This window comes from Streptococcus sp. 5346 (assembly GCF_013277455.1).
In the GTDB taxonomy this organism is placed as follows: Bacteria; Bacillota; Bacilli; order Lactobacillales; family Streptococcaceae; genus Streptococcus.
This window is the reverse complement of the sequence record NZ_VMMY01000004.1, coordinates 142,765-168,383: the sequence shown is the minus strand read 5'-3', so window position 1 is coordinate 168,383 and position 25,619 is coordinate 142,765. Positions and strand designations below refer to the sequence as shown.

At 37.7% G+C, this 25,619-nt stretch carries 24 protein-coding genes and 1 pseudogene; 22 read left to right on the top strand and 3 right to left on the bottom strand.

Features of this window, described 5'->3' with window-relative positions; translation table 11 throughout:
* Positions 1-87 precede the first annotated feature (87 nt).
* Positions 88-444, bottom strand: coding sequence for a hypothetical protein (locus HT732_RS10485; protein ID WP_275690732.1), 357 nt, complete (start codon positions 442-444; stop codon positions 88-90).
* A gap of 1 nt (position 445) precedes the next feature.
* On the opposite strand from HT732_RS10485, the gene HT732_RS10480 reads away from it, so the two are divergent.
* The 18 genes and pseudogenes from HT732_RS10480 to HT732_RS04505 all read left to right on the top strand — a co-directional run bounded on the left by HT732_RS10480 (position 446) and on the right by HT732_RS04505 (position 19,627).
* Positions 446-646 carry an LPXTG cell wall anchor domain-containing protein gene (locus tag HT732_RS10480; protein ID WP_275690731.1) on the top strand — a complete coding sequence of 67 codons (201 nt, stop codon included), beginning with the start codon at positions 446-448 and terminating at the stop codon, positions 644-646.
* 270 nt (positions 647-916) lie between these two features.
* Positions 917-1,431 (top strand): annotated as a pseudogene (tnpA, locus tag HT732_RS04585) (IS200/IS605 family transposase).
* A 334-nt stretch (positions 1,432-1,765) separates the two neighbouring features.
* Positions 1,766-3,001: a glycosyltransferase family 8 protein gene (locus tag HT732_RS04580; RefSeq protein WP_173254125.1), complete on the top strand. Its 1,236-nt coding sequence runs from the start codon at positions 1,766-1,768 to the stop codon at positions 2,999-3,001.
* Positions 2,983-3,879 (top strand): glycosyltransferase family 2 protein, encoded by an 897-nt coding sequence (locus HT732_RS04575; protein WP_173254124.1) that lies wholly within the window; start codon positions 2,983-2,985, stop codon positions 3,877-3,879. Before HT732_RS04580 ends, HT732_RS04575 begins: the two co-directional genes overlap by 19 nt.
* A gap of 3 nt (positions 3,880-3,882) precedes the next feature.
* Entirely contained in the window at positions 3,883-5,160 is a 1,278-nt protein-coding gene (locus HT732_RS04570) for a hypothetical protein (RefSeq protein ID WP_173254123.1), read from the top strand.
* 64 nt (positions 5,161-5,224) lie between these two features.
* On the top strand, positions 5,225-6,658 hold the full coding sequence (locus tag HT732_RS04565; RefSeq protein WP_240155831.1) for a glycosyltransferase: 1,434 nt from the start codon (positions 5,225-5,227) through the stop codon (positions 6,656-6,658).
* A 15-nt stretch (positions 6,659-6,673) separates the two neighbouring features.
* Positions 6,674-7,225 (top strand): glycosyltransferase family 2 protein, encoded by a 552-nt coding sequence (locus HT732_RS04560; RefSeq protein ID WP_173254121.1) that lies wholly within the window; start codon positions 6,674-6,676, stop codon positions 7,223-7,225.
* Between the two features lie 32 nt (positions 7,226-7,257).
* Positions 7,258-7,542: a hypothetical protein gene (locus tag HT732_RS04555; protein WP_173254120.1), complete on the top strand. Its 285-nt coding sequence runs from the start codon at positions 7,258-7,260 to the stop codon at positions 7,540-7,542.
* A gap of 316 nt (positions 7,543-7,858) precedes the next feature.
* Positions 7,859-8,749 carry a glycosyltransferase family 2 protein gene (locus tag HT732_RS04550; RefSeq protein WP_173254119.1) on the top strand — a complete coding sequence of 297 codons (891 nt, stop codon included), beginning with the start codon at positions 7,859-7,861 and terminating at the stop codon, positions 8,747-8,749.
* 498 nt (positions 8,750-9,247) lie between these two features.
* On the top strand, positions 9,248-10,459 hold the full coding sequence (gene secY2, locus HT732_RS04545; protein WP_173254118.1) for an accessory Sec system protein translocase subunit SecY2: 1,212 nt from the start codon (positions 9,248-9,250) through the stop codon (positions 10,457-10,459).
* A gap of 9 nt (positions 10,460-10,468) precedes the next feature.
* On the top strand, positions 10,469-12,049 hold the full coding sequence (gene asp1 / locus HT732_RS04540; RefSeq protein WP_173254117.1) for an accessory Sec system protein Asp1: 1,581 nt from the start codon (positions 10,469-10,471) through the stop codon (positions 12,047-12,049).
* Complete coding sequence (gene asp2, locus HT732_RS04535) at positions 12,033-13,565, top strand: accessory Sec system protein Asp2 (protein ID WP_173254116.1); 1,533 nt, start codon at positions 12,033-12,035, stop codon at positions 13,563-13,565. The genes asp1 and asp2 overlap by 17 nt, the downstream gene beginning before the upstream one ends.
* A complete protein-coding gene (gene asp3 / locus HT732_RS04530; protein WP_173254115.1) occupies positions 13,562-14,002 on the top strand; it encodes an accessory Sec system protein Asp3 in 441 nt (146 codons plus the stop codon). Before asp2 ends, asp3 begins: the two co-directional genes overlap by 4 nt.
* Positions 13,995-16,364: an accessory Sec system translocase SecA2 gene (secA2, locus tag HT732_RS04525; protein WP_173254114.1), complete on the top strand. Its 2,370-nt coding sequence runs from the start codon at positions 13,995-13,997 to the stop codon at positions 16,362-16,364. Before asp3 ends, secA2 begins: the two co-directional genes overlap by 8 nt.
* 11 nt (positions 16,365-16,375) lie before the next feature.
* Positions 16,376-17,887: an accessory Sec system glycosyltransferase GtfA gene (gene gtfA / locus HT732_RS04520; protein WP_173254113.1), complete on the top strand. Its 1,512-nt coding sequence runs from the start codon at positions 16,376-16,378 to the stop codon at positions 17,885-17,887.
* Positions 17,880-19,217 (top strand): accessory Sec system glycosylation chaperone GtfB, encoded by a 1,338-nt coding sequence (gene gtfB / locus HT732_RS04515; protein WP_173254112.1) that lies wholly within the window; start codon positions 17,880-17,882, stop codon positions 19,215-19,217. Before gtfA ends, gtfB begins: the two co-directional genes overlap by 8 nt.
* 1 nt (position 19,218) lies before the next feature.
* Complete coding sequence (asp4, locus tag HT732_RS04510) at positions 19,219-19,398, top strand: accessory secretory system protein Asp4 (protein WP_001287962.1); 180 nt, start codon at positions 19,219-19,221, stop codon at positions 19,396-19,398.
* A gap of 4 nt (positions 19,399-19,402) precedes the next feature.
* The gene (locus HT732_RS04505) at positions 19,403-19,627 is read left to right on the top strand and encodes an accessory secretory protein Asp5 (protein ID WP_173254111.1); all 225 of its coding nucleotides are present in this window, start codon (positions 19,403-19,405) and stop codon (positions 19,625-19,627) included.
* Between the two features lie 234 nt (positions 19,628-19,861).
* Here the strand turns inward: HT732_RS04505 and HT732_RS04500 are convergent, their stop codons facing one another.
* Positions 19,862-20,815, bottom strand: a complete 954-nt coding sequence (locus HT732_RS04500; protein ID WP_173254110.1) for an aromatic acid exporter family protein — start codon at positions 20,813-20,815, stop codon at positions 19,862-19,864.
* A gap of 67 nt (positions 20,816-20,882) precedes the next feature.
* Entirely contained in the window at positions 20,883-22,088 is a 1,206-nt protein-coding gene (gene sstT, locus HT732_RS04495; protein WP_173254109.1) for a serine/threonine transporter SstT, read from the bottom strand.
* Between the two features lie 151 nt (positions 22,089-22,239).
* On the opposite strand from sstT, the gene HT732_RS04490 reads away from it, so the two are divergent.
* From HT732_RS04490 to yqeH, 4 genes are read left to right on the top strand one after another with little or no spacing between them, the layout of a single operon-like run.
* Positions 22,240-22,800, top strand: a complete 561-nt coding sequence (locus HT732_RS04490) for a mechanosensitive ion channel domain-containing protein (protein ID WP_001168884.1) — start codon at positions 22,240-22,242, stop codon at positions 22,798-22,800.
* Between the two features lie 57 nt (positions 22,801-22,857).
* The gene (locus HT732_RS04485; protein ID WP_173254108.1) at positions 22,858-23,766 is read left to right on the top strand and encodes a magnesium transporter CorA family protein; all 909 of its coding nucleotides are present in this window, start codon (positions 22,858-22,860) and stop codon (positions 23,764-23,766) included.
* A gap of 14 nt (positions 23,767-23,780) precedes the next feature.
* Positions 23,781-24,308: a YqeG family HAD IIIA-type phosphatase gene (locus HT732_RS04480; RefSeq protein ID WP_084890848.1), complete on the top strand. Its 528-nt coding sequence runs from the start codon at positions 23,781-23,783 to the stop codon at positions 24,306-24,308.
* A 2-nt stretch (positions 24,309-24,310) separates the two neighbouring features.
* Positions 24,311-25,417, top strand: coding sequence for a ribosome biogenesis GTPase YqeH (yqeH, locus tag HT732_RS04475; protein WP_173254107.1), 1,107 nt, complete (start codon positions 24,311-24,313; stop codon positions 25,415-25,417).
* Positions 25,418-25,619 lie beyond the last annotated feature (202 nt).

Here is a 25,619-nt window from a genome sequence, read left to right as displayed (position 1 = left end):
GTCTGAATCAGCATCGACAAGTGCTTCAACGAGCGCAAGTCAATCAGCGTCTGAATCAGCATCGACAAGTGCCTCAACGAGCGCAAGTCAATCAGCATCTGAATCAGCATCGACAAGCACAAGTACATCGGCAAGCATATCGGCTTCAATCAGTGCAAGCAATTCTGTTGTTACAAGTACGGGAGTGCCGGAAATTGTTAAACCACTCCCTAGTCTAGATATTGATAGTATTATTAAATCGGATTCTATCAGTATGTCAGTTAGCACATCGGCTTCAACAAGCGCAAGTATATTAGCAAGTACGTCTGCTTCAACAAGTACGAGTGTTTCAGTATCAATGAGTGCTAGCGCGTATGCTTCTACAAGTACAGATGCTTCAGACACAATGAGCACAAGTGGATCAGTAAGTACATCTATGTCAACAAGTACAGATGCTTCAGACACAATGAGTACAAGTACGTCAGCGTCAACAAGTACAAGTGGATCAACTAATTCTCGACCACAAGAGACAAGAACCAAAGCGAGCCAAGACTTACCAAATACAGGAGAGAAACAGTCTGTGAAATCAGGACTTCTTGGATTGATACTTGGTTTAACAGGTTTAGGATTGGTTGCCAAACGTCGTAAAAGAGATGATGAAGACTAACATTGACTTTCATAGTTAAAAGAACTTTCCTAGACCAAATAGAAAAGATACTGGGAAAAAGTCTTTAAAATCAGAAAAACGCATATTATCAGGTAAAACCCCTAGATAATATGCGTTTTATTATGTGACTTTCAGTCCGTCTCGCTCCGCTAGGTGCGAGACAAAAAAACCACCCGCTATGCGGGTGCGCGTCGAAGGTTATACCCAAAAAACTCCAAACGCGATACAATGAAGGTGTTCAAGCCAATTGTAAAGCGAAAGGAGAAAAATATGGCACAAAAGGCTCATAGTTTATCGCACACAAAGTGGATGTGTTCTATCACATTGTGTTCACCCCTAAGTATAGACGAAAAGTTATTTATAATCAATATCGAAGTAGTTTAGGCGAAATATTTCATCGCTTATGTAGATATAAAGGTGTTGAAATTATCGAGGGTCACTTAATGCCAGACCATGTACACATGTTAGTAAGTATTCCACCAAGGATAAGTGTTTCGAGTTTCATGGGGTATTTAAAAGGAAAAAGTGCACTCATGATGTTTGACAAACACGCCAATCTCAAGTACAAGTTTGGGAATCGGCATTTTTGGACGGAAGGTTATTATGTGAGTACAGTAGGACTTAATGAAGCCACAATTAAGAAATATATTCAAGATTAAAGAAATTATCCAGTGGATGATTTCTTCACGAGTATGAAAATTTGAGAACGAGTAAAGCATGATATAGCACTAGATAAATTGAGTGTAAAAGAATATGAGGATCCCTTTAGGGATAGTGGCAAGTAATACTAAAGCCTCTTTAAGAGGCAAGTGATGAGTCAAGAGCAATGAGGCTTGAACAAAGTGAAAGCCAGCGTCTTTAGGCGATGGCTGGTAATTTGGGCTTATAGCCCTGGGACAAACCACCCGTTTGACGGGTGGTTATGATTATGAGAAAATGTCCTAAATCTTTTCCTCGGATTGTGCTTTTCCCCAACCCCTAATTGGTTGGGAAATATAGGATGATTATGACTGTATCATTTGGAAAATAGCTCTTTTTTTGGTATGATACATATAGTATAAAATATGTTTGAAGTAACTTTTTTTATTTTGAATAAAATCAGATTTATGAGGGGGAATTATGAGTAAGAAAGTAATTGTTCTTGCAGCAAATCAAGCTTATGTGAGTTATTTAGAAACAACAATTAAATCGATATGTAGCCATATGAAGCAGATTAAGTTTTATATCCTAAATGAAGATATTCCAACTGATTGGTTCCAGTTAGTAGAGAATCATCTTGAAAAAATAGATTCAGAGATTGTAAATGTTAGATGTTCTTCAGCTATGTTTCAGGGTTATAAACTTCCAACAGCGCATTTAAACTATGCTACTTATTTTCGTTATTTAATTCCGAATCATGTCGTAGAAGATAGAGCCTTGTACTTGGATAGTGATATGATAGTGACACAGGATTTATCAGATCTATTTGAACTGGATATGCAAGGTTATCCTGTTGCTGCAGTTGAGGACTTACCGACAACTTCGGATAAGTTTAACGCTGGATTATTATTGATAGATAATAAAAAATGGAGAGAGGAAGATGTTGTGACACAGTTATTTGATTTGACTGCTCAACATCATCATGAGGTCTATGGAGATCAAGGAATCTTGAATCTCGCTTTTCAGGATAATTGGTATCGTCTTCCTCTAACCTATAATCTTCAAGTGGGGTCAGATAGTCAGCAATTTACACTAGGGGATATGGCTTGGTATGATCTTTTTAAAGGAAAACCAGCAGTCATTCACTATACTACAGGTTTGAAGCCGTGGCATCAACATCATTTTAATCGATTTAGAGAAGAATGGTGGTTTTATTATGGATTGTCATGGGAGGATGTTCTTCTTAGAAAATATCCTGCAAAAGAAGGATGGAGCGCTATTGTTTCAAAACCACCTTATCAAACAGCTATTTACACGAATACCGTGAATTTACATGAAGCAGAGAATTTGATTAAAGCTCTTCCACAAGTGAATTTTAATATTTTGGCCCACTGCTATTTTGCACCAGAAATTTTAATGTTGGAAAAGTATAAAAATGTAACCCTTTTTCCATGCTTTGATCCTTTGACGCATGAAAAAGTGTTTAATCAGTTAGATTTTTATCTAGATATTAACTATGAGGGCGAAATTTATAACATTATCCAAAAAGTAGTAGATAAGGGAATTCCTTTCTATTCTTTCCAAGCAACAAATCATGCACAAGAAATCTCTCACTATGTTTTTGAAAATCAGGATGTTCAAGGGATGATTCAGCATATCAAAAACTATTTGGATACTCTAGAAAATAAGGAGAAGGAATGCAAACAGAGCCATTAATCAGTGTTATCGTACCAGTCTATAATGTAGCACCTTATCTAGAACTAGCCTTGGATAGTATAAGATATCAGTCTTATCAAAATTTAGAGATTATTTTAATTAATGATGGTTCAACGGATGATTCAGAAAGTATCTGTAAAGATATTGCATCTCAAGATGAAAGATTTAGATGCATTTATCAAGAGAATGCAGGAGCATCAGTTGCACGTAATAGGGGACTTGATCTAGCAAATGGAGAATATATTATCTTTGTAGATTCAGACGATTGGTTAGAAAGAAATGCTATCGAGTTTCTTTATCAGAATCTTATAAAGTATGATACAGACATAGCATCGGGAAACTATAATATGTATCATGATGTGAATCAACAATTTCATATTAAGGTTTTTGATGGCGATTATAGTGAAACACTCTATGATAACAGAGAAGATATTGTTAAACAGATAGCTGAACAAGAAATGAGAGATATGGCTTGGTCAGGCCCTGTTATGAAACTTTTTAAAAGAGAGTTATTTGATGGACTACGTTTTCCTGTTGGAAAAAGTGTTGAGGATACTTTTATTATGTATAAGGTCTTTATCAAGGCTAAAAGAGTTATACATATAGAAAAGGCAATCTACTGGTATCGTATTGGTCAGGAAAGTAGTTTAAATAGTCTTTGGAGTGAGAAAAGAGTTATCGACGAAATGATGGCCTGGGATGAAAGGCTAGCTCTTATAGGTATGTTAGGATATGATATATCAGGTCATAGTTTTTTGTATCATTGTAGAGCGACTCGTGCGCTTGAAAAATTAGAAGAGGCAGGTTTACAGAAGAGTGAAACCTATCGAAGAGTAAAAGAGAAACTCTACATCCTTTCAAGAGAATGGGAAAAGTAAAAAATGTTTGTAATTGCAAAGAAAACAGATGAAAAAGTACCGAAAATTAAGGAAATTTTTCAGAAATTAGAGAAGCCGTTAACCGTATTCTATGTTGATTGTTTTGATAATCTAGATCGTCTTGAACAAGGGGAGTTAACAGCGCTGACATACTTTCTAATGAAAGAAGAGGGGCAACCTCTCTTTTTTAACAATTTACCTCTGCCCCCTTACTGGGAGATAACGACAGATGGTTTAGAAGGATATGTATATGATCAAGGTAAAAAGAAAGCGGGAATCCAGTTTCGTCAACCACAATCAGAACGTACTGTTGCGAGAGTCTACTGGTATGATGAAGAAGAAAAATGTATCTGGATAGACTATTACAGCGCTTATGGTTGGAAAGTTTGTCGTGAGTTTTTAGATGAAGAAGAAAAGAGTGTACTGAGAACTATTTACAACTCAGAAGGGAGAGAACTTCTGGTAGAATGGTTACAACAAGATAAAATAGCTTACTTTGATTCGCAGAAGAATCCAACTATCTATCCGAATCGTCATTCTTTTCTCCTTAAAGTATTAGAAGAGATAGTGGAGAGAGAAGATGCTTTAATTTTGGGAGAAGAGATTCTCTCGCTTCTTCCCTCAAGCAAGAAAGACAATTACTACTATTTGGCAGATGATATAACAGAGGCTGATAAGATTGCAGACCGAGTGAATCAGGTTCTAGTAATGTCTCCCAGAGTTTCTGATGCTTCTCCTTACACTCATTTATATGGGTTTGCCCTAGAGAAACCAGTTCCAGTTAGACCACAAGCTATAATTGTTACGAATTCTGAATGGATAGAAGGTTTAGAACAATTATTGATTCAGTTCCCAGAGATTGATTTCCATGTAGGAGCAGTAACTGAGATGGGGAGTCGTATTACTAATTTATCTATTTACCCTAATATCCATATCTATCCTGGGATGACTTATCAACTTTTTCAAGAATTACTTGATAGAAGCAGTTTTTACTTCGATATTCAGTATGATATTGAAATTTTTGCCTCTTCTTTACGTGCAGTAGAAAAAGGTGTATTACTTTATACATTGAATCATCTAACTCATCACGAAGAATATAAACAATTAGAAACTTGCTACGATACAATAGAGTCCCTCATTCAAAATGTACGCCAAGTTTTAGAAAATCCTGATAAGTATCATCAACTATCTAGAAATCAAACTCAAATATTAGGAGTAGCTAGTATAGAAGATTATCGTAGTTTATTTGACAGATGGGAGAGAAAAAATGACGGTTTATAATTTTAATCTACTCTTAGGCTTTGAAGCAAATGGTGTAGATGTTGCCCAAGCCCATCGTTTGCAATTGTTTCGTAGTTTAGGTTTAGACACTCGTTTTGTTTTTACTCAGTGGCCTAATTCTGATCAGTTAGATTATTTTTTATCAAAGGGCTATGATTATGAAGAACTGTTATTTGCCCAACTGCTTTTTACGGATCAACAAAGTGCAGCACCAACTCTTTCTCCACATGAACTAGAGGAGCAGCTAGGTTTAAAAACTTCGCAAATCATTCATGAAACACCTTCAGGAAGAACTTATCAGTTGAACGAAGGAGAGCTACTTGTTTTCGTATATGACAAGAAAGACTTCTCTAAAGTGCAGTTTATTGAATATTTTTCAGGGGGATATTTACTCAAAAGAGAAACCTATGCCTCAACAAAATTAGTAACAGATTATTTCATTTTGAATTATCAAAATGGTCACGTTTTAGCTGAGTTAGGAAGACGAGTCTATCACAATTTAGATGGAAGTGTCGGACTAGAAGAAATTTTAGTCAATGGGAAACAGCGTTATTTGCTTCAGAATGAAAAATTAATAACACATGCAGAATTGATGGAAAGCTTTGTTAAAAAACTTCAATTGAAGGCAAATGATATTGTGATTATGGATAGAGCTTCAAATATGGATTTTGCGCGTCCTTTATTGGAGCAAGAGTCAGGAGCTCGGTTGGGATTGGTATTCCATTCGGAACATACTTTTGGAAATCAACCTTTTAGCTATGAATATTACTACCCTGTAAAATATGCTCATCGTTTTGATTTTATGATTGTTTCGACTGACCTACAGGCAAAAGTTTTGAAAGAATCTTTTGAGAAAGAGGGAAAGGAAGCTCCTAGGATTTATGTGATTCCTGTAGGGAGCCTGAAACAGTTACACTATTCTGAGCAAGATAGAAAAACTACCAAAGTGATGACGGCGTCTCGATTGATATATTCTAAGCGTGTAGATTTAGCAATTCGGGCAGTCGCATTGGCTCATGAAAAAGGTGGAGATATTGAATTTTCTATTTTTGGACGTGGCATAGAGTATGACAGCTTGGAAAATCTTATCCAAGAATTAGGGGCACAGGAGTATGTTCATTTAATGGGCTATGCAGATTTGACAGCTCAATATTTGAATCATAGCATTTATCTGACAACTTCTTTATCCGAAACATTTGGTTTAACCTTGATGGAAGCGACTGGAGCAGGATTAGCTATGGTTGGTTTTGACTTGAGATATGGAAATCCATCCTTTATAAAAGATGGTTTTAATGGTTATCTAGTTTCTTTTGAGGATAAAAGTGATCAAGAAAGAGTAGAGGAAATTGCTCAAATTCTTTTGAAACTAACTTCACAAGACTTATCTAGCTATCAAGAAGCTTCTTATCGTCTAGCAAGCTCGTATTTAGAAGAAAATATTCTAGATTTGTGGAGAGAATTTTTTAGCAATGAGTCATCAATTTCTTTTCAAGAATAAAAAGGAGATGGAATCGTGACAGAATTAATAAGTGTAATTGTACCTATTTATAACGTTGAAAAATATTTAAGAACATGTTTGAATAGTTTGCTTGAACAAACTTATGAAAATTTTGAAGTATTAATGATTAATGATGGTTCTACGGATGGGTCTGCGGCTATTTGTCAGGAGTATGCGGAGAGAGATAGTCGGTTTGTATATTTCGAAAAGGAAAACGGTGGGTTAGCTTCTGCTAGAAATTTTGGAATAGATTACTGCAAAGGAGTGTATATTTCTTTTATAGACTCTGATGACTGGGTTGTCGAAACCTATCTCTTAGATTTATATAATGCTATTGTGAAATCAAAATCGGATATTTCTATATCTCATCACATCGGCTACAAAGATGATACAGGTGGTTATTATATATATATATATATGAGTATTTTGAAAAAGAGTATGACTCTAGCCAATTTATATCAGAATTACCTACTTTGGAACTACAAAGTATCGTATATCATACTAGTTGGGGTAAATTATTCAGAAAAAATTTATTTGATAATGTCAGGTTTGCAGAAGGTAAACTAATAGAAGATACTAGGATAGGTTTTAAACTATTTTTGGAAGCCACTAAGATTATTTATATAAATAAAGGATTGTATGTTTACCGTGAGAGAGAGGGCTCTATAATTAAAACGATATCGGAAAAACAACTAGAAGATGCACTAGATGCCTTAGTGGAGAGAATTTGCATACTTACTATTAGAGGATTGTATTCAGATTCCTTTAAAGAAAATTTGTTATGGTATTTGAAAAATAAAAAAATGCAAGCTTTAGAATCTGGGTTGGAAAATTCAGAAATTTATAGAAGATATCAAGAAATGATATATTTAATTGAATCATAGATTCAGAGTTAATTTTTCAGGTATCAACTTGTTAAATTGAATTAATAAGTTGATGAGTCCGCCAAAAATTTTAACAGCTCTTTATTATAGAAATACTGTGAAATAAAAAGTAAAATAGAGATATGAATTATGAATCTAGTCAAGTTCTATCTGATAACTATTTTAAACGTCTAGTTGGAATGAAAAGAAGCACTTTTGAAGAAATGGTAAAGATTATAAGAAAAGCTTACCAAACGAAATACTCTAAGGGTTGTCGAAAATCAAAGATGACCTTAGAGGGTATATAATATAATTTATATTTGAGCGAGGATAATAAATGACACAAGATCTGATTAGTGTAATTGTTCCGATTTATAATGTTGAGGACTATATACGACAATGTTTTGATAGTTTACTTAATCAAACCTATCAAAATTTTGAAGTTTTGATGATTAATGATGGTTCTCCGGATAATTCGGGTTCTATTTGTCAGGAGTATGCGGATAGAGACTCTCGTTTTCGTTATTTTGAAAAGGAGAATGGTGGCGTTTCCTCAGCGCGTAATTTAGGAATCGAACGTTCGGGGGGGGCGTACATTACCTTCGTAGATCCGGACGATTGGTTAGATGTGACTTATTTAGAAATTCTTTACACCAATTTAAAAAAATATGATGCCGATGTTTCTGTTTCTACTTATAAACGATTTGATATGGATAAAAATTGCTGGTATTTTCATGCTTATAATAGAAGCAATTCTATTGAAATATATACGAATAAAGAACTTCTAGAAAGCCTACCTTTTCTTGCTACTATTGATTACTCGTTCTTCTTCTCGTTTGTAAAATTAGTAGATAAAAAATTATTAGCCTCTATTCGTTTCAATGAAAATACGATGTTAGCAGAGGACATGGAATTCTGGTATAAAGTATATCTTAAAGTGAATAAGGTGGTATTTGTGAATAGAGATACTTATACTTATAGAATACATAGTACGTCAGCTGCAAATAATTTAACTATTGAAAAACTTAAAAGTAGTATGCAACATCGTTTAGCTTTCATGGCTATCCTTGCTGCTCGAGGAATAAATATAGAGTCTTATGTTCAAGATTATATAGGACATTTATATGATGTAATGGCAGTTATTGAGAATCAAGGTTTAGAAGCAGATGAAACTTTAAGGTGGATTAGGGAGATGATGTATCTTTTGACTTTCAAGAATGAAGAATAATGCCTAAATAGTTTATATCTCAACCAATCATGCTAGTCCTAATTATCAAAATTCCCATGATAGTGAGTTTGATTAATTAAATAATACACTTTATAAATTTTATATAGAAAAATGATGTCTTTTTAAATTACTAGTCTAGTAAATAGGCTGTTTTATTGGTCAATTTGAGAAAGATATTCCCAGTATTTTAAGACAAATTTCAGAAGTTATGAGCAGATTTTTTCTGCTTTTTTTGATATAATTATTATATTTGAGAATTATTTTAAATTTTCTCTTCTCTTCTATTTAACTCTTGTTTTAGATAAAGTATTTAGTTTTAAAACAGTGTTTGCTGATAATAAATATTCAAAAAATATAAGACAAACAACTTGGTCTCTAACGGTCATTTTCTGCTTTTGTAGATAGTTAGACAAGGTCACCTCTACTTACATCAGGATTAAACCAATTCATTAGAGGGGTAAATAGTAACATTGTAATCAGGTGTAGAAAGGGTCACTTATGAAAAATATAGTTTCATCCATCATTTTAAAAAAACTGAGTATTAGTTTTTTTCTATTATTTATATATGTATTGGGTAGTAGAATTAGTTTACCTTTTGTTGATTTGAATAGTAGAGATTTTCTAGGGGGAACGACTGCTTATTTAGCATTCTCAACCGCTCTTACAGGTGGGAATTTAAGAAGCTTATCTCTTTTTTCTATTGGTCTTTCACCTTGGATGTCTGCTATGATTTTGTGGAAGATGTTTTCTTTTTTTAAAGGGCTTACTGGAGGTGGAAAAGAATTACAAGATAGGCGACAGATGTACTTAACCTTACTGATTGCTCTCATACAGTCAGCAGCTGTAGTTCTAAGTTTACCTGTCCAATCAAGTTATTCAACTGTACTGGTTTATATCTTAAATATCAGCCTCTTATGTGCAGGTAGTTTTTTCTTGGTCTGGTTGTCGGATATTAATGCTAGTAATGGTGTTGGAGGATCAATGTTAATTATGCTGACCTCCATGATCATCAATATGCCACAAGATGTAATAAATTCAATTCAAATATTATCAATCCCCAAAGAGGTAGTTGTTTTGATGCTTTTAATTGCACTTGTTTTTACCTACATAAATGTCATTTTATATCGTGCTCGTTACCGTGTAGCGGTAAATAAAATTGGTTTACATAGTCGCTTTAAACGCTATTCTTATTTTGAAATGTCCTTGACACCTGCGGGAGGGATGCCCTATATGTATGTCATGACCTTTATGACCCTGCCAATTTATATTTTAATGTTACTTAAAATGTTTGATTCTGGTAATCCGCTTTATACAACATTAATAGGGGAATTTACAATGGGAAAACCTTTGTGGATTTATACCTATCTTTTCATCTTATTTGCTTTCAACTTTTTATTTGCTTTTGTTAATATGAGTGGAGAGCAGATAGCTGATTCTATGAAAAAATCAGGTGAGTATATTTATGGGATTTACCCAGGGGAAGAGACAAGTCGGTTTATCAATAAATTAATTTTTCGATTTGCCTTTATCGGAGCTGTGTATAGTATTGTGATTGCAGGGCTACCTATGCTTTTTGTTTTATATGATGAGCGTTTTTTACGATTGACAATGATTCCAGGGCTTTTATTTATGCTACTTGGGATGATTTTCATGGTAAGAGAAGAATTGATAGCTCTGAGACTGAATGAAACTTATAAACCACTAATTTAGGAGGATAGCATGTATTATTTTATTCCAGCCTGGTATGGCTCAGGGCGACAGTGGCATGCGGATATTACACCGTGGTATCGTAGCTTCTTTAAACTAGAATTTGACGATACTTTTAATCAAATTCGTTTATTCCAGCGACAAGAAATCACCTCTTACCTAATGATATTAGCTTATCAACCTCATCTACGTTATTTTTTACATCGCCATGGTGTCTTAGAAGCATCTGTTTATTCTGTATTTGATGACATGCAAGATTTGCATGATGCACATGTCCAAGTGTTGAATATGTGGGATATTGAATGGGATAGAGAGTGTGAATTTCTATATAGTCCATTTGCAATTACTGTTTACAAACAAGGTAAACGGTATGCTCAAGTAGAACAGGGCGAGGAAGGTTTTATAAGTGATATACAATATTTTCATGAAAATGGTCAATTACTTGAACATTATATAATGGATGATCGTGGCTTTGTGTCGAGTGTGATTTATTTTAAAGATGGGGCTCCATCTTATCAGGAATATTTGAATTTGAATGGAATTTGGCAATTTAGAGAGTATCTGCAGGAAGATGGTAGAGTTGAAATAAATCCTATTTTTTCCTATCAATATAAAAATATAAGCTATAAAAATATAGGGGAATTGATTGCGGAATTCTTTGAAAGAAGACTCTTGCAACAATATAAGGAGGATGATATTTATATCCTACCTTCTCACGACAAACATAATGAATTTGTTTTATCACGTTTACCAGAGAATAGTACTAAAATTTTGAGTCTTTTCATTGGTCGTAACCCTCAAGAAAGTTTAAGCGAATTGAGTATGATTTGTGAAAAGGTTGATTTAGTTTTAGTAGATAGAGAGGATAGCCTTCAACAGTTACAGAGTCTCTATCCTGAAAAAGTCGCTAAATTTAAACATCTGTCTCCTTTTGATACTCGTTTAAGACTTGGAAGAAGTCAAAGAAAGAAAGAATCAATTATTTATTACCATCTTAATTTTGAAGAGGGACTTGATGAAGAAGGGATTTATAAAGTTCTATCATTTATTGCTAAGACAGACGATACAGAATTAGTTTTTGGTACTTTTGCTGCAAATCAGGAACAGATGAAGCAAGTTGAAGAGATGGTACAAGATATGATTTCCCAACGTATCCAGGTAGCTAATTTTGAAAAAGAATCAGATTATGGAGAAGCTGAGAATCCATTAGAAGAAAATGAGAATCAGAATTTACGCTACCAATTTATAAATATGTATGATGAGTCGGACTTGATTAAAAATTTAGAATATGTACGTTTGCTTATTGACCTTAGCCTTCAGCCTCATCTTTATACACAGATAGCTGCCATAAGTGCAGGGATTCCTCAAATCAATAGAGTCAAGACCGTTTATGTAGAACATTTAAAGAATGGCTATCTTCTTTCGGAAGTATCAGAACTTCACAAGGCTATGTCCCATTATTTAGATACACTCAAGGAATGGAATCAGTCGCTAATTTATACAATTGACAAAATTAAAGAGCATACAGGAAAACGTTTCTTAGAAAAATTGCATCATTGGATTGGAGAAGTAACAAATGGTGAGGGAACTTAAAATTTTACAAATTGGAATTGATAATTGGAAACACCATTATGATATTCCTGAAAACATGGATTGGTACTATTTTTGTCCAGATTCACCTCTTGCTATTCGCAAAATGATGGAGATAGATAAGATTTCAAGTTTTCATGCTGTTTTGATAGAAGATGGGTGTTATCTAAGTGATTTGTTGCCTTTTTCGAAAAAATTAGATCCTTATACAGTTTTTTATCCTCAGGATTTTCAGTCAAGTGATTCTGCTGTTTTAGATTTACTGAAAAAACGTTGTGCAAGAGCTATTGATTTCTCCGAACCAGAAAAATTGCTAAAAGATTTATCGACTTCTCTATTTGGAGGAGGATATGGCGATAAAATGAAACCTTCTACAATACAGGTTCACCATTCGTTTCAAGGAAGTGTCTCTTATCAAGGACATGAATATGTAGAATTAGAGGGAGATTTTGGTGAGGAGTTTTCTCAGCTAGCATATTGGAGTTATAATATTGCTGTAACACGCAGCCTACCAATTGAATTATGGCTTGAATATGAAAAAAGTTCAGGAGTTGAGTTTAGATTTCGTGTCAAAAAGATTTTTGAAGGATCAATTGCTGATATTACAGAGGACCTTGTTTTTGAAGAGTCGGATTTGGCTTCTACTATTCTGATTGAGCAAACATATAATGCCTATTTGGCACTTTCTATTGAAGCCAGAGGACAGGGGAAACTGAAAATAGGGAATCTTCATCAGCGTTGGAGTAGAAAACAATTCGGTAAATTCGTTTTAGGCGGAAATACTCTTCATGATAACAAAAGAGATGAAATTAATTATTTCTTTCATCCAGGAGATTTCAAACCGCCTTTAGCTATTTATTTTTCAGGATATCGACCTGCGGAAGGCTTTGAAGGTTACTGGATGATGAAAAATCTGGGCTGTCCTTTTCTTCTGTTTTCAGACCCTCGTATAGAAGGTGGAGCTTTTTATATAGGAAGTGAAGAGTTAGAAAGTAAGGTTAGAAAAACCATCCAGTATTACCTGGATTATTTAGGTCTAACCTCTAGTGATTTAATTTTATCGGGACTTTCTATGGGGACCTTTCCAGCGCTTTATTATGGATCTTTTTTTGAGCCATATGCCGTTGTTGTTGGGAAACCTTTGACGAATATTGGAACGATTGCAAGACGTGGTCGCTTGGATGCACCGGGAGTGTTTAATACAGGATTTGATATCTTAAGACATCAAACAGGTGGAGTGGATTCTAGACATATGATTGAATTGGATCAATATTTTTGGAAATCCTTCAAAAAAGCAGATTTTTCGAATACGACCTTTGGTCTATCCTATATGAAGGATGAAGATATGGATCCTCAGGCATATGAAGAGTTGGTAGAATATTTATGTAAAACAGGTGCTAAGATACTTTCCAGAGGCACAGCTGGTCGACATAATGATGATACTGGGGAGAATGTTGCCTGGTTTTTGCATTTCTATCATATGGTTTTGAAAACAGGATTTGGACGAGGTGAGGTATGATTATCAGACAAAGACCAGATATCAAATGGGGAGACAGACTAAATATGTATATTTACGGTACGAAGGTGACCTATCATTCTGACTCTCATGTAAGTATATATAATCCATTAGTTCCCTCAGGGACTAAAATTCAAGGTTGGGTTTCGCATACGAATTATCAAGCAGCTCGAAAACAGCCAAGCCTTCCATTATTGAAACGAAAACAAGAATACCAAATGATAATGAAATTTGACTGTCTACCTAAAAAAGGAGTGTACACATCGATTACATTTTTTGATCGATATGGTGATGTGATTGAAGAAAAAATTGAAAAAGATAAAAGATTTACGTTTATTTACCCGGAAGAAGCCCACACCTATCAAGTCCATCTTTTAAGTGCTGGCTTTGAAACTTTGGATTTTTATTCTTTTTCTATTGAGGAGATGAATCGTGATTAGAGAGGTTTATCAGAGTTTTCAACTTAGAAAAGTTAAAAAAATTCTAAAAAAAATCAATGCACTAAAGAGGAAGATGGAATCTTTGTCGGATCGAGAATTGGCTGCAAAAACAGTGGAGTTTCGCCAACGTCTGGCTAAAGGAGAAACTTTGGATGATCTCTTGGTAGAGGCTTTTGCGGTTGTTCGTGAAGCGGATAGACGTGTATTGGGCATGTTCCCTTATGACGTCCAAGTCATGGGAGGAATCGTTATCCATGAGGGGAACGTTGCTGAGATGAATACTGGAGAAGGGAAAACTTTGACAGCAACGATGCCTGTTTACCTCAACGCTTTAACAGGAAAAGGGACAATGGTTATTACCCCAAATGCCTATCTTGCTAAGCGAGATGCTGAGGAGATGGGAGTAGTTTACCGTTTTCTAGGCTTAACAATAGGAGTTCCTTTTGTAGAGAGTGGTGAAGAATTGTCTGTTGAGGAAAAGAGGGAGATGTATGACTCTGATATTGTGTATACAACAAATGCTAACTTAGGTTTTGATTATTTAAATGATAATTTAGCATCAAACGAGGAAGGTAAATTTTTACGTCCTTTTGATTATGCAATTATTGATGAGATAGATGATATTTTATTAGACAGTGCCCAAACTCCTTTAATTATCGCTGGAGCTCCCAGAGTTCAGTCTAATCATTATGGTATTGTTAATACTCTTATGACCACACTAGTAGAAGGTAAGGATTTTATTTTCAAAGAGGAGAAGGGGGAAGTTTGGTTAACGAAACAGGGAGCTAAGGAAGCGGAAAGTTTCTTTGGAATTGATCATCTATATAATGAAAAAAATGCAGTCTTTGCTCGTCATATAGCATATGCAATGAGGGCTCATAAGCTTTATACAAAAGATAAAGATTATGTTATTAGAGACAATGAGATGCTTCTTGTAGATAAAGGTTCTGGACGTTTATTAGAACAAACTAAACTGCAGGGAGGGCTTCATCAGGCGATTGAGGCTAAAGAACAAGTCAAACTATCTCCGGAAACAAGAGCCATGGCTTCCATAACCTATCAGAGCCTCTTTAAGATGTTCAATAAGCTGTCTGGTATGACAGGGACAGGGAAGGTTGCAGAAAAAGAATTTCGAGAGACTTATAATATGGCTGTTGTACGGATTCCTACCAATCGTCCTAAACAACGAATTGACTATCCGGATAATCTATATGTGACATTACCTGAAAAGGTATATGCTTCTTTGGAGTATATCAAAGAATACCATGCTAAGGGAAATCCTTTATTGGTCTTTGTTGGTTCTGTGGAGATGTCTCATTTATACTCATCGCTTTTGTTACGAGAAGGAATTGCCCATAATGTGCTGAATGCTCACAATGTGGCGCGAGAGGCTCAGATTATCTCTGAGTCAGGTCAGATGGGGGCTGTGACAGTGGCTACTTCCATGGCAGGACGGGGGACGGATATCAAACTCGGTAAGGGAGTTGCAGAGCTTGGGGGCTTGATTGTCATAGGAACGGAACGAATGGAAAGTCAGCGGATCGACCTACAAATTCGTGGACGTTCTGGTCGTCAGGGAGATCCTGGTATGAGTAAGTTTTTCGTATCCTTAGAAGACGATGTTATCAAAAAATTTGGCCCATCTTGGGTTCATAAAAAGTATAAAGATTATCAAGTTCAAGATATGACTCAACCGGAAGTGTTGAAAGGTCGTAAATACCGGAAGTTAGTCGAAAAAGCTCAGCATGCTAGTGATAGTGCTGGACGTTCAGCACGTCGTCAGACTCTGGAGTATGCTGAGAGTATGAATATCCAACGGGATATCGTCTATAAAGAGAGAAATCGTCTAATAGATGGTTCTCGTGCTTTAGAAGATGTGGTGGAGGAAATCATTGCTAGTTACATAGATCAAGTGACCTCTTCAAATTATGAAAGTCGAGAGTTGCTTTTCCACTTTATCGTGACCAATATTAGTTTCCATATTAAAGAGGTTCCAGATTATATAGATGTGACTGACAAAATTGCTGTTCATAGCTTTATGAAGCAGGTGATTGATAGAGAACTTTCTGAAAAGAAAGAATTGCTTGAGCAACATGGCTTGTATGAACAATTTTTACGCCTTTCTTTACTCAAGGCTATTGATGACAACTGGGTAGAGCAGGTAGACTATCTACAACAGTTATCTATGGCTATCGGTGGTCAATCTGCTAGTCAGAAAAATCCGATTGTAGAATACTATCAAGAAGCCTACGCGGGCTTTGAAGCTATGAAAGAACAAATCCGTGCGGATATGGTACGGAATCTCCTGATGGGGCTGGTTGAGGTCACTCCAAAAGGTGAAATCGTGACTCATTTCCCATAAGAGGAGAATATATGACAATTTATAATATAAATTTAGGCATTGGCTGGGCTAGTAGCGGTGTTGAATACGCCCAAGCCTATCGTGCTGGTGTTTTTCGGAAATTAAATCTGTCCTCTAAGTTTATCTTTACAGATATGATTTTAGCCGATAATATTCAGCACTTAACCGCCAATATTGGTTTTGATGATGATCAAGTGATCTGGCTTTATAATCATTTTACAGATATCAAAATTGCACCGACAAGTGTGACAGTGGATGATGTCTTGACTTATTTTGGTGGTGTCGAAAGTCGTAGAGAAAAGAATGGGAAGGTCTTGCGTGTCTTCTTTTCTGACCAAGATAAGTTTGTAACCTGTTATTTGGTGGATGAGAACAAGGACTTGGTTCAACATGCCGAGTATGTCTTTCAAGGAAAACTGATTCGTAAGGATTACTTTTCTTATACTCGTTACTGCACTGAATACTTTGCTCCCAAGGACAATGTTGCAGTATTATATCAGCGAACCTTTTACAATGAAGACGGGACTCCAGTCTATGATATCTTGATGAATCAAGGGAAGGAAGAAGTTTACCGTTTCAAGGATAAGATTTTCTATGGAAAGCAAGCCTTTATGCGTGCCTTTATGAAATCCTTGAATTTGAACAAGTCTGATTTGGTCATTCTCGATAGGGAGACAGGTATTGGACAGGTTGTTTTTGAGGAAGCACAAGCAGCGCATTTAGCGGTAGTTGTTCATGCGGAGCATTATAGTGAAAATGCTACAAATGAGGACTATATCCTTTGGAACAACTACTATGACTATCAGTTTACCAATGCGGATAAGGTTGATTTCTTTATCGTATCAACTGACAGACAAAATGAAGTGTTGCAGGAGCAATTTGCAAAATACACCCAGCATCAACCAAAGATTGTTACCATTCCTGTAGGCAGCATCGATGCTTTAACTGAGTCAAGTCAGGGACGTAAGCCATTTTCATTGATTACGGCTTCACGTCTTGCCAAAGAAAAACACATTGACTGGTTGGTCAAGGCAGTCATTGAGGCTCATAAGGAAATACCTGAATTAACCTTTGATATTTATGGTAGTGGTGGAGAAGATTCTCCTCTTCGAGACATTATTGCAACTCATAAGGCTGGGGACTATATCCAACTCAAGGGGCATGCGGAACTTTCGCAGATTTATAGCCAGTATGAGGTCTACTTGACGGCTTCTACCAGCGAAGGCTTTGGTTTGACTTTGATGGAAGCAGTTGGTTCAGGTCTCCCCCTAATCGGTTTTGATGTGCCTTATGGTAATCAGACCTTTATAGAAGATGGGAAAAATGGTTATTTAATTCCAAGTTCATCTGACCATGTAGAAGACCAAATCAAGCAAGCTTACGCAGCTAAGATTTGCCAACTGTATCAAGAAAATCGTTTGGCGGATATGCGTGCCCATTCTTACCAAATTGCAGAAGGTTTCTTAACCGAAGAAATGTTAGAAAAGTGGAAAAAAACAGTAGAGGAGGTACTCCATGATTGAACTTTATGATCGATATAGTCAGGAAAGTCGAGATTTACATGAAAGTCTAGTAGCTACTGGTCTTTCCCAACTTGGAGTAGTCATCGATGCAGATGGTTTTCTGCCTGATGGTCTGGTTTCTCCTTTTACCTATTATCTAGGATATGAAAAGGGAAAACCTCTCTATTTCAACCAAGTTCCTGTTCCAGCTTTTTGGGAGATTTTAGGAGATAATCAGTCTGCTCGTATTGAAGACGTGACGCAGGAGAGGGCTGCTATTCATTATGCAGATGGTTTACAGGCTCGCCTAGTCAAGCAGGTGGACTGGAAAGATTTAGAAGGAAGAGTACGCCAGATTGACCATTACAATCGCTTTGGTGCTTGCTTTGCTACAACGACTTATAGCGCAGATAGTGAGCCGATTATGACAGTTTACCAAGATGTCAATGATCAACAAGTTTTACTTGAAAACCATGTGACGGGAGATATATTATTGACTTTGCCTGGTCAATCCATGCGTTACTTTGCAAATAAGGTTGAATTTATCACCTTCTTTTTGCAAGATTTGGAAATAGATACAAGTCAGCTTATCTTTAATACCTTAGCGACTCCTTTCTTGGTTTCCTTCCATCATCCAGATAAATCTGGCTCAGATGTTTTGGTTTGGCAGGAACCTCTCTATGATGCTATTCCGGGCAATATGCAGTTGATTTTGGAAAGTGATAATGTGCGTACTAAGAAGATCATCATTCCAAATAAGGCGACTTATGAGCGCGCTTTAGAATTGACTGACGAGAAATACCATGATCAGTTTGTGCACTTGGGTTACCATTACCAGTTCAAACGTGATAATTTCCTAAGACGAGATGCCTTAATCTTGACTAATTCCGATCAGATTGAGCAAGTAGAAGCGATCGTAGAAGCCTTGCCTGATGTCACTTTCCGTATCGCAGCGGTGACAGAGATGTCTTCTAAGCTCTTAGATATGCTTCGCTATCCTAATGTGGTCCTTTATCAGAACGCTAGTCCGCAGAAGATTCAGGAACTTTATCAACTATCGGATATTTACTTGGATATCAACTATAGCAATGAGTTATTGCAGGCAGTTCGTCAGGCCTTTGAGCATAATGTGTTGATTCTTGGATTTAATCAGACGGTGCACAATAGATTTTATATCGCTCCAGAACATCTATTTGAAAGTAGTGAAGTTTCTGCTTTGGTTGAGACCATTAAATTGGCCCTTTCAGATGTTGAACAAATGAATCAGGCACTTGGCAAACAAGGCCAACATGCCAACTATGTTGACTTGGTACGATATCAGGAAACCATGCAAACTGTTTTAGGAGGCTAATATGTCAGAGGAAGATTTATTTTACAAAGACGTTGAAGGTCGCATGGAAGAGTTGAAACAAAAACCCATCAAGAAAGAAAAAGAAACCCGAGGGGAAAAGATTAGTAAAACTTTTTCACTCTTACTGGGTTTAATGATTCTGATTGGTTTGCTCTTTACTTTGTTGGGAATTTTGAGGTAGGCCTATGATTGAAATACTAATTGTTTTAGCTATTGTCCTCTCTCTTGCTTTGATTGTATTGGTAACCATACAACCTCGTCAAAATCAATTATTTTCCATGGATGCGACTAGTAATATTGGTAAGCCGAGCTACTGGCAGAGTAACACCTTGGTAAAGGTGCTCACTTTATTAGTGAGTTTGGCCCTATTTGTCCTATTACTAACCTTTATGGTGCTAACTTACAAATAAAAGAAAACTTCAGATATTCACTTTTTGTGATTGGTCTGAAGTTTTCTTTTTTATACTCAATGAAAATCAAAGAGCAAACTAGGAAGCTAGCCGCAGGCTGCTCAAAACACCGTTTTGAGGTCGTGGATAGAACTGACGAAGCCAGCTCAAAACACTGTTTTGAGGTCGTGGATAGAACTGACGAAGTCAGTAACATATATACGGCAAGGTGAAGCTGACGTAGTTTGAAGAGTATTACTGTCCATATTTTTGGTAAAAATCAACTTTTACTTGGATGAAGGTTTTGGCTTCACGTAGGAGTTGGAGGAGTGTGGCGCGGGTTTCAAATTCTTCTCTTGTCTTGGGCAGACTGCGGTTGCGAAAGACTTCTAGATAGCGTTCGATTTCATCTAGTAAATCAGAAGCAGGATTGGTCTGGCTCAGTTGGCCACCAATTTTTGAAAAGAGTTGGGCTAAAATCAGGCTTTCACTGGCAGCTAGGTGGCAGGTGTTGATTTGCTGGGCCATGTTTCTCAGGATACGACTTTGGCGTTGTCTCATTTCAAAGTAGTGGATATGGTAATCGGTCTGATGAAAGATGTGGTCAGAGTGATCCAAATAGACCAGTCTGAGGGCTTCTTCCAAAAGCGTGTCTAATTCTTCTACCAGCTGTGCTCGGTTGCGTCCATCCCCTCTGGATAAATAGTATTTGAAGCGCTGGAGGATATCTTTTAACTTTTCTTCCACCAGCGTGTGGTAGTGCTGGATTTCCTCTTCTCGTGAAGGCATGTAGAGATTGACTAGTAAAGCAAATCCTGTACCGATTGTAAAGAGAAGGAATTCATTGACTAGAAGGTCTGGGGAGGTTGATTCTTGAACCAAGAGGTGACTAACCAAGACGCTACTTGGTGTGATGCCAATTTCCCAGCCCATCTTGTAGGCTAGAGGCACATAGAAGGCAAGATAGAGGCCAAGGCTCCAGATATGAAATCCGCTCAAGTGAAAAGCTAGAACACCGATAACCAAAGCTAGAAGCATGGAAAAGAGGCGATTGCGGGCCAGTTTTAAGGTACTTCTACGGGTGTCGGATAGGCTCAAGAGGGCGATAATTCCAGCCGAAACTGCTGAGGAAAGATTGAGAAAATAAGCAAGAAAACAGGCAAGACAGGTGGCTAAGATGAGCTTGGTCGTACGTTGGCTGATAGACATAAGGATTTCCTAGTAAGTTAGAATAAAAGCGTAAAAGACAAGACCTGAGCAGGCTTGCCTTTATGAGTTATTTTTTACGGGCTGCTGCGTATTCGGCAACGGCGGTAAAGAGGACGTCTGTAGACGAGTTGAGGGCTGTTTCGCATGAGTCTTGGATGACCCCAATCACAAATCCAACCCCAACAACTTGCATGGCAATATCGTTAGAAATACCGAAAAGGCTACAAGCAACTGGGATAAGAAGGAGGGAACCTCCCGCAATACCAGAAGCACCGCAGGCTGAGATAGCTGCTACTACACTGAGGACAAAGGCTGTCGCAAAGTCAACAGGGATTCCAAGAGTGTTAACTGCAGCAAGGGTCAAAACGTTAATGGTAATCGCTGCCCCTGCCATGTTGATAGTAGAACCAAGTGGGATAGAAACAGAATAGGTATCTGGGTTTAGCCCAAGGTCATGGCAGAGTTTCATGTTGACAGGAATGTTAGCCGCAGAACTACGAGTGAAGAAGGCTGTCACACCACTGACACGGAGGCAGTTCCAAACTAGAGGGTAAGGATTGCGTCTCATAAAGAAGAAGGCAATCAAAGGGTTGACCACAAGGGCAACAAAAAGCATAGTCGTTACTAATAGAACCAATAAAATACCGTAGTTGGCAAGGCTTCCGATTCCCTTATCAGAAATAGTTTTGAAGACAAGGCCAAGGATTCCAAATGGAGCCAGGTTGATGATCCATTCGACAATTTTAGAAGTCACGTCAGCGATAGTTTTTAGTAATTCTTTACTATTTTTGCTGGCCTCTCTCATGGCAATCCCGAAAACAACTGCCCAAGATAGGATACCGATGTAGTTGGCAGTAATGAGGGCATTGACTGGATTGTCAACCAGTTTGAGCAAGAGGTTGCTGAGGACCTGTCCAATCCCATCTGGTGGTGCAATTTCAGTATTGGCACTATTTAGGGTAATTTCAACAGGTACGATGAAACTTGCTAGTACAGCGATAAGGGCAGCGGCAAAGGTTCCCACCAAGTAAAGGAAGATAACCGTTTTCATATTGCTATCTTGTCCCTTTTGATGTTGGGAAAGGGCATTGGCAACGAGGGCAAAGACCAGAATCGGTGCGATGGCTTTGAGGCCACCAACAAAGAGATCCCCTAGCAGGCCAATTCCTGAAATGTTAGGAAGTGTCAGTCCTAGGGTTCCTCCAATAAGCATGCCAATCAAAATTCGTTTGATTAGGCTTGCCTTATTCCAAGCATGAATAAATTTTTTCATAACAATCTCCTTTGTTGTGTAATGTTTATGATTATAGTATAAATATGAACTAAAATCAAGAATTTTCTGTCTATTTTTGAAATTATTTTTGAATATTTATGGAGAATGACACTTTATGAAAATATGGTATAATGAAATAAAGGAGTTTTATATGCAAAAATTTATTCAAGCTTATATTGAAAAGTTAGATGTGACAACCATTATCGAGAATATTCTCACCAAGGTCATTTCTCTTTTACTGCTTTTGATTGTATTTTATATTGCTAAAAAAATGCTTCATACCATGGTGCAGAGAATTGTCAAACCTTCTCTAAAAATGTCTCGTCATGATGTCGGGCGCCAAAAGACTATTTCGCGTTTACTAGAAAATGTGTTTAATTATACGCTATATTTCTTTTTACTCTACTGCATTTTGTCGATTTTAGGTTTGCCAGTTTCTAGTTTGCTTGCTGGAGCTGGTATTGCTGGGGTGGCGATTGGGATGGGAGCCCAAGGCTTTCTATCTGATGTCATCAATGGCTTTTTCATCCTCTTTGAACATCAACTGGATGTGGGAGATGAGGTCGTTCTGACAAATGGCCCCATTACTGTATCGGGCAAGGTGGTTAGTGTCGGTATTCGTACGACCCAGCTTCGTAGCGAGGAGCAAGCCCTTCACTTTGTCCCTAACCGAAATATCACGGTTGTTAGCAATTTCTCACGCACAGACTAGACCTGTTATTTTAAGTAATTTATGGTACAATAGAGGGAGTTTAATAAAGGAGAGAAGATGTTTTTAGAAAAACAGTTGGGTAATGGTTGTACCTGGATTAACCTAGATTTGGACAAGTTGAAAAAACTAGAGGACCTTTCTGAAATCTACGGTTTGGACAAGGAAACGATTGAATACGCACTGGATAGAAATGAACGCGCTCACATGGATTATCACCGTGAAAATGGGACTGTGACCTTTATCTACAATGTCTTGAACTTGAAAAAGGATAAGGCATACTATGAAGCTTTTCCCATGACCTTTATCGTGGAACATCGTCGCCTGATTACCATTAGTAATACCAAGAACGCCTATGTTATTGAACAGATGACCCGTTATCTGGAGAGTCATGACATGATTTCGATTTACAAGTTTCTCTTTGCCAGTCTGGAAATCATCAGCAATGCCTACTATCCTGTCATCGAGCAGATGGACAAGAGTAAGGACGAGGTCAATGGTCTCTTGCGTCAGCGAACAACTAAGAAAAATCTTTTTGCGCTGTCCGACTTGGAGACTGGTATGGTTTACCTCACTGCGGCTGCCAAGCAAAATCGCATGTTGCTGGAGCATATCCAAGGGCATGCCCTCTATCGCAGTTTTAACGAGATTGAGAGAGAACAGTTTGATGATGCCATGATTGAAGCTCATCAGCTGGTATCCATGACAGACTTGATTTCTCAAGTCCTTCAACAACTATCAGCATCTTACAACAACATCCTAAACAATAATCTGAATGATAATTTGACAACCTTGACCATCATTTCAGTCTTGCTAGCGGTTTTGGCAGTAGTGACAGGCTTTTTCGGAATGAATGTTCCCCTACCTTTAACAGATGAGCCCCATGCTTGGCTCTACATCAGTTTGGCTAGTTCTGGGTTGTGGATTGTCCTGTCGTTGTTGCTAAGGAAAATTGCGAAAAAAAGTTAAGAAAAGGAGCCAGAATGGCGATTGAAAATTACATGCCAGATTTTGCTGTGGAAGCAGTCTATGATCTGACAGTCCCAAGCCTGCAGGCGCAGGGAATCAAGGCTGTTTTGGTCGATTTGGATAATACCCTCATTGCTTGGAATAATCCTGACGGGACGCCAGAGATGAAGCGATGGCTACATGATCTTCGGGACGCGGGCATTCGCATCATCGTAGTCTCAAATAACACAAAAAAACGAGTTCAACGCGCAGTTGAGAAATTTGGGATTGATTACGTTTATTGGGCCTTGAAGCCCTTCACATTTGGGATCGACCGTGCCATGAAGGAATTTCACTATGAGAAAAGTGAAGTGGTCATGGTAGGCGACCAGCTCATGACAGATATACGAGCAGCCCACCGTGCAGGCATTCGCTCAATCTTGGTCAAGCCCTTGGTCCAACACGACTCGATCAAAACGCAGATTAACCGAGCTCGTGAGCGTCGTGTGATGCGAAAAATCACTGAAAAGTACGGACCGATTACATATAAAAAAGGAATTTAACTATGGAAGAAATTCTCTGTATTGGTTGTGGAGCAACCATTCAGACGACAGATAAGACTGGTCTAGGATTTACGCCCCAGTCAGCACTTGAAAAAGGTTTGGAGACAGGTGAAGTCTATTGCCAACGTTGTTTCCGTCTCCGTCATTACAATGAAATCACAGATGTCCAGTTGACGGACGATGATTTCCTCAAGCTCTTGCACGAGGTAGGAGACAGTGATGCCTTGGTAGTCAATGTCATTGACATTTTTGATTTTAATGGCTCTGTCATTCCAGGTTTGCCACGTTTCGTCTCGGGCAATGATGTCCTCTTGGTGGGAAATAAAAAAGATATCTTGCCCAAGTCAGTTAAACCGGGCAAGATTAGCCAGTGGCTCATGGAGCGTGCCCACGAAGAAGGACTTCGTCCAGTTGATGTCGTCCTAACCTCAGCACAAAATAAACATGCCATTAAGGAAGTCATTGACAAGATTGAACACTACCGTAAGGGCCGCGATGTCTATGTGGTCGGTGTAACCAACGTTGGAAAATCAACTCTTATCAATGCTATTATCCAAGAAATCACGGGTGACCAGAATGTCATCACGACTTCGCGCTTCCCAGGGACAACCTTGGACAAGATTGAGATTCCTCTTGACGACGGATCTTATATTTACGATACGCCGGGAATCATCCACTGTCACCAAATGGCTCATTACTTGACTGCCAAAAACCTCAAGTATGTCAGCCCCAAAAAGGAAATCAAGCCTAAGACCTATCAGCTCAATCCTGAACAAACCCTGTTTCTAGGCGGTCTAGGACGCTTTGACTTCATTGCGGGTGAAAAGCAAGGTTTCACAGCCTTCTTTGACAATGAACTCAAATTGCATCGTACCAAGCTAGAAGGAGCCAGTGCCTTTTACGACAAGCACCTGGGAACCCTTCTAACACCACCAAATAGCAAGGAAAAAGAAGATTTTCCTAAACTGGTTGAGCATGTATTTAACATCAAGGATAAGACAGACCTAGTCATCTCAGGACTAGGTTGGATCCGCGTAACAGGTACCGCCAAAGTCGCCGTCTGGGCACCAGAAGGCGTCGCAGTCGTCACACGAAAAGCAATTATTTAAACACAGAAAGGAAAGGGTTTTCTGAACTCGAACGAGCAGGGTGAACCCCATAGAGAATACTTTTCGTCGTGGTGTTAGTTGGGACAAGTGATTGTACCAACTGCGGAAAATTTGAGACCTTAGGCTCAAATTTTAGTCATGAAAGTCCGAAGGACTTTGCTGACGTCCGTTACCACTTCAGAAAAGTATAAAAAGAAACTCT

Bases quoted from the DNA above. Each gene is read 5' to 3' on its own strand.
- HT732_RS10480 (WP_275690731.1), top strand. From the start codon at position 446: ATGAGTACAAGTACGTCAGCGTCAACAAGTACAAGTGGATCAACTAAT.
- asp4 (WP_001287962.1), top strand. From the start codon at position 19,219: ATGTCAGAGGAAGATTTATTTTACAAAGACGTTGAAGGTCGCATGGAA.
- gtfB (WP_173254112.1), top strand. From the start codon at position 17,880: ATGATTGAACTTTATGATCGATATAGTCAGGAAAGTCGAGATTTACAT.
- HT732_RS04580 (WP_173254125.1), top strand. From the start codon at position 1,766: ATGAGTAAGAAAGTAATTGTTCTTGCAGCAAATCAAGCTTATGTGAGT.
- asp3 (WP_173254115.1), top strand. From the start codon at position 13,562: ATGATTATCAGACAAAGACCAGATATCAAATGGGGAGACAGACTAAAT.
- gtfA (WP_173254113.1), top strand. From the start codon at position 16,376: ATGACAATTTATAATATAAATTTAGGCATTGGCTGGGCTAGTAGCGGT.
- secY2 (WP_173254118.1), top strand. From the start codon at position 9,248: ATGAAAAATATAGTTTCATCCATCATTTTAAAAAAACTGAGTATTAGT.
- yqeH (WP_173254107.1), top strand. From the start codon at position 24,311: ATGGAAGAAATTCTCTGTATTGGTTGTGGAGCAACCATTCAGACGACA.
- HT732_RS04505 (WP_173254111.1), top strand. From the start codon at position 19,403: ATGATTGAAATACTAATTGTTTTAGCTATTGTCCTCTCTCTTGCTTTG.
- asp1 (WP_173254117.1), top strand. From the start codon at position 10,469: ATGTATTATTTTATTCCAGCCTGGTATGGCTCAGGGCGACAGTGGCAT.
- HT732_RS04570 (WP_173254123.1), top strand. From the start codon at position 3,883: ATGTTTGTAATTGCAAAGAAAACAGATGAAAAAGTACCGAAAATTAAG.
- HT732_RS04550 (WP_173254119.1), top strand. From the start codon at position 7,859: ATGACACAAGATCTGATTAGTGTAATTGTTCCGATTTATAATGTTGAG.
- HT732_RS04575 (WP_173254124.1), top strand. From the start codon at position 2,983: ATGCAAACAGAGCCATTAATCAGTGTTATCGTACCAGTCTATAATGTA.
- asp2 (WP_173254116.1), top strand. From the start codon at position 12,033: ATGGTGAGGGAACTTAAAATTTTACAAATTGGAATTGATAATTGGAAA.
- sstT (WP_173254109.1), bottom strand. From the start codon at position 22,088: ATGAAAAAATTTATTCATGCTTGGAATAAGGCAAGCCTAATCAAACGA.
- HT732_RS04480 (WP_084890848.1), top strand. From the start codon at position 23,781: ATGGCGATTGAAAATTACATGCCAGATTTTGCTGTGGAAGCAGTCTAT.
- HT732_RS04490 (WP_001168884.1), top strand. From the start codon at position 22,240: ATGCAAAAATTTATTCAAGCTTATATTGAAAAGTTAGATGTGACAACC.
- HT732_RS04485 (WP_173254108.1), top strand. From the start codon at position 22,858: ATGTTTTTAGAAAAACAGTTGGGTAATGGTTGTACCTGGATTAACCTA.
- HT732_RS04500 (WP_173254110.1), bottom strand. From the start codon at position 20,815: ATGTCTATCAGCCAACGTACGACCAAGCTCATCTTAGCCACCTGTCTT.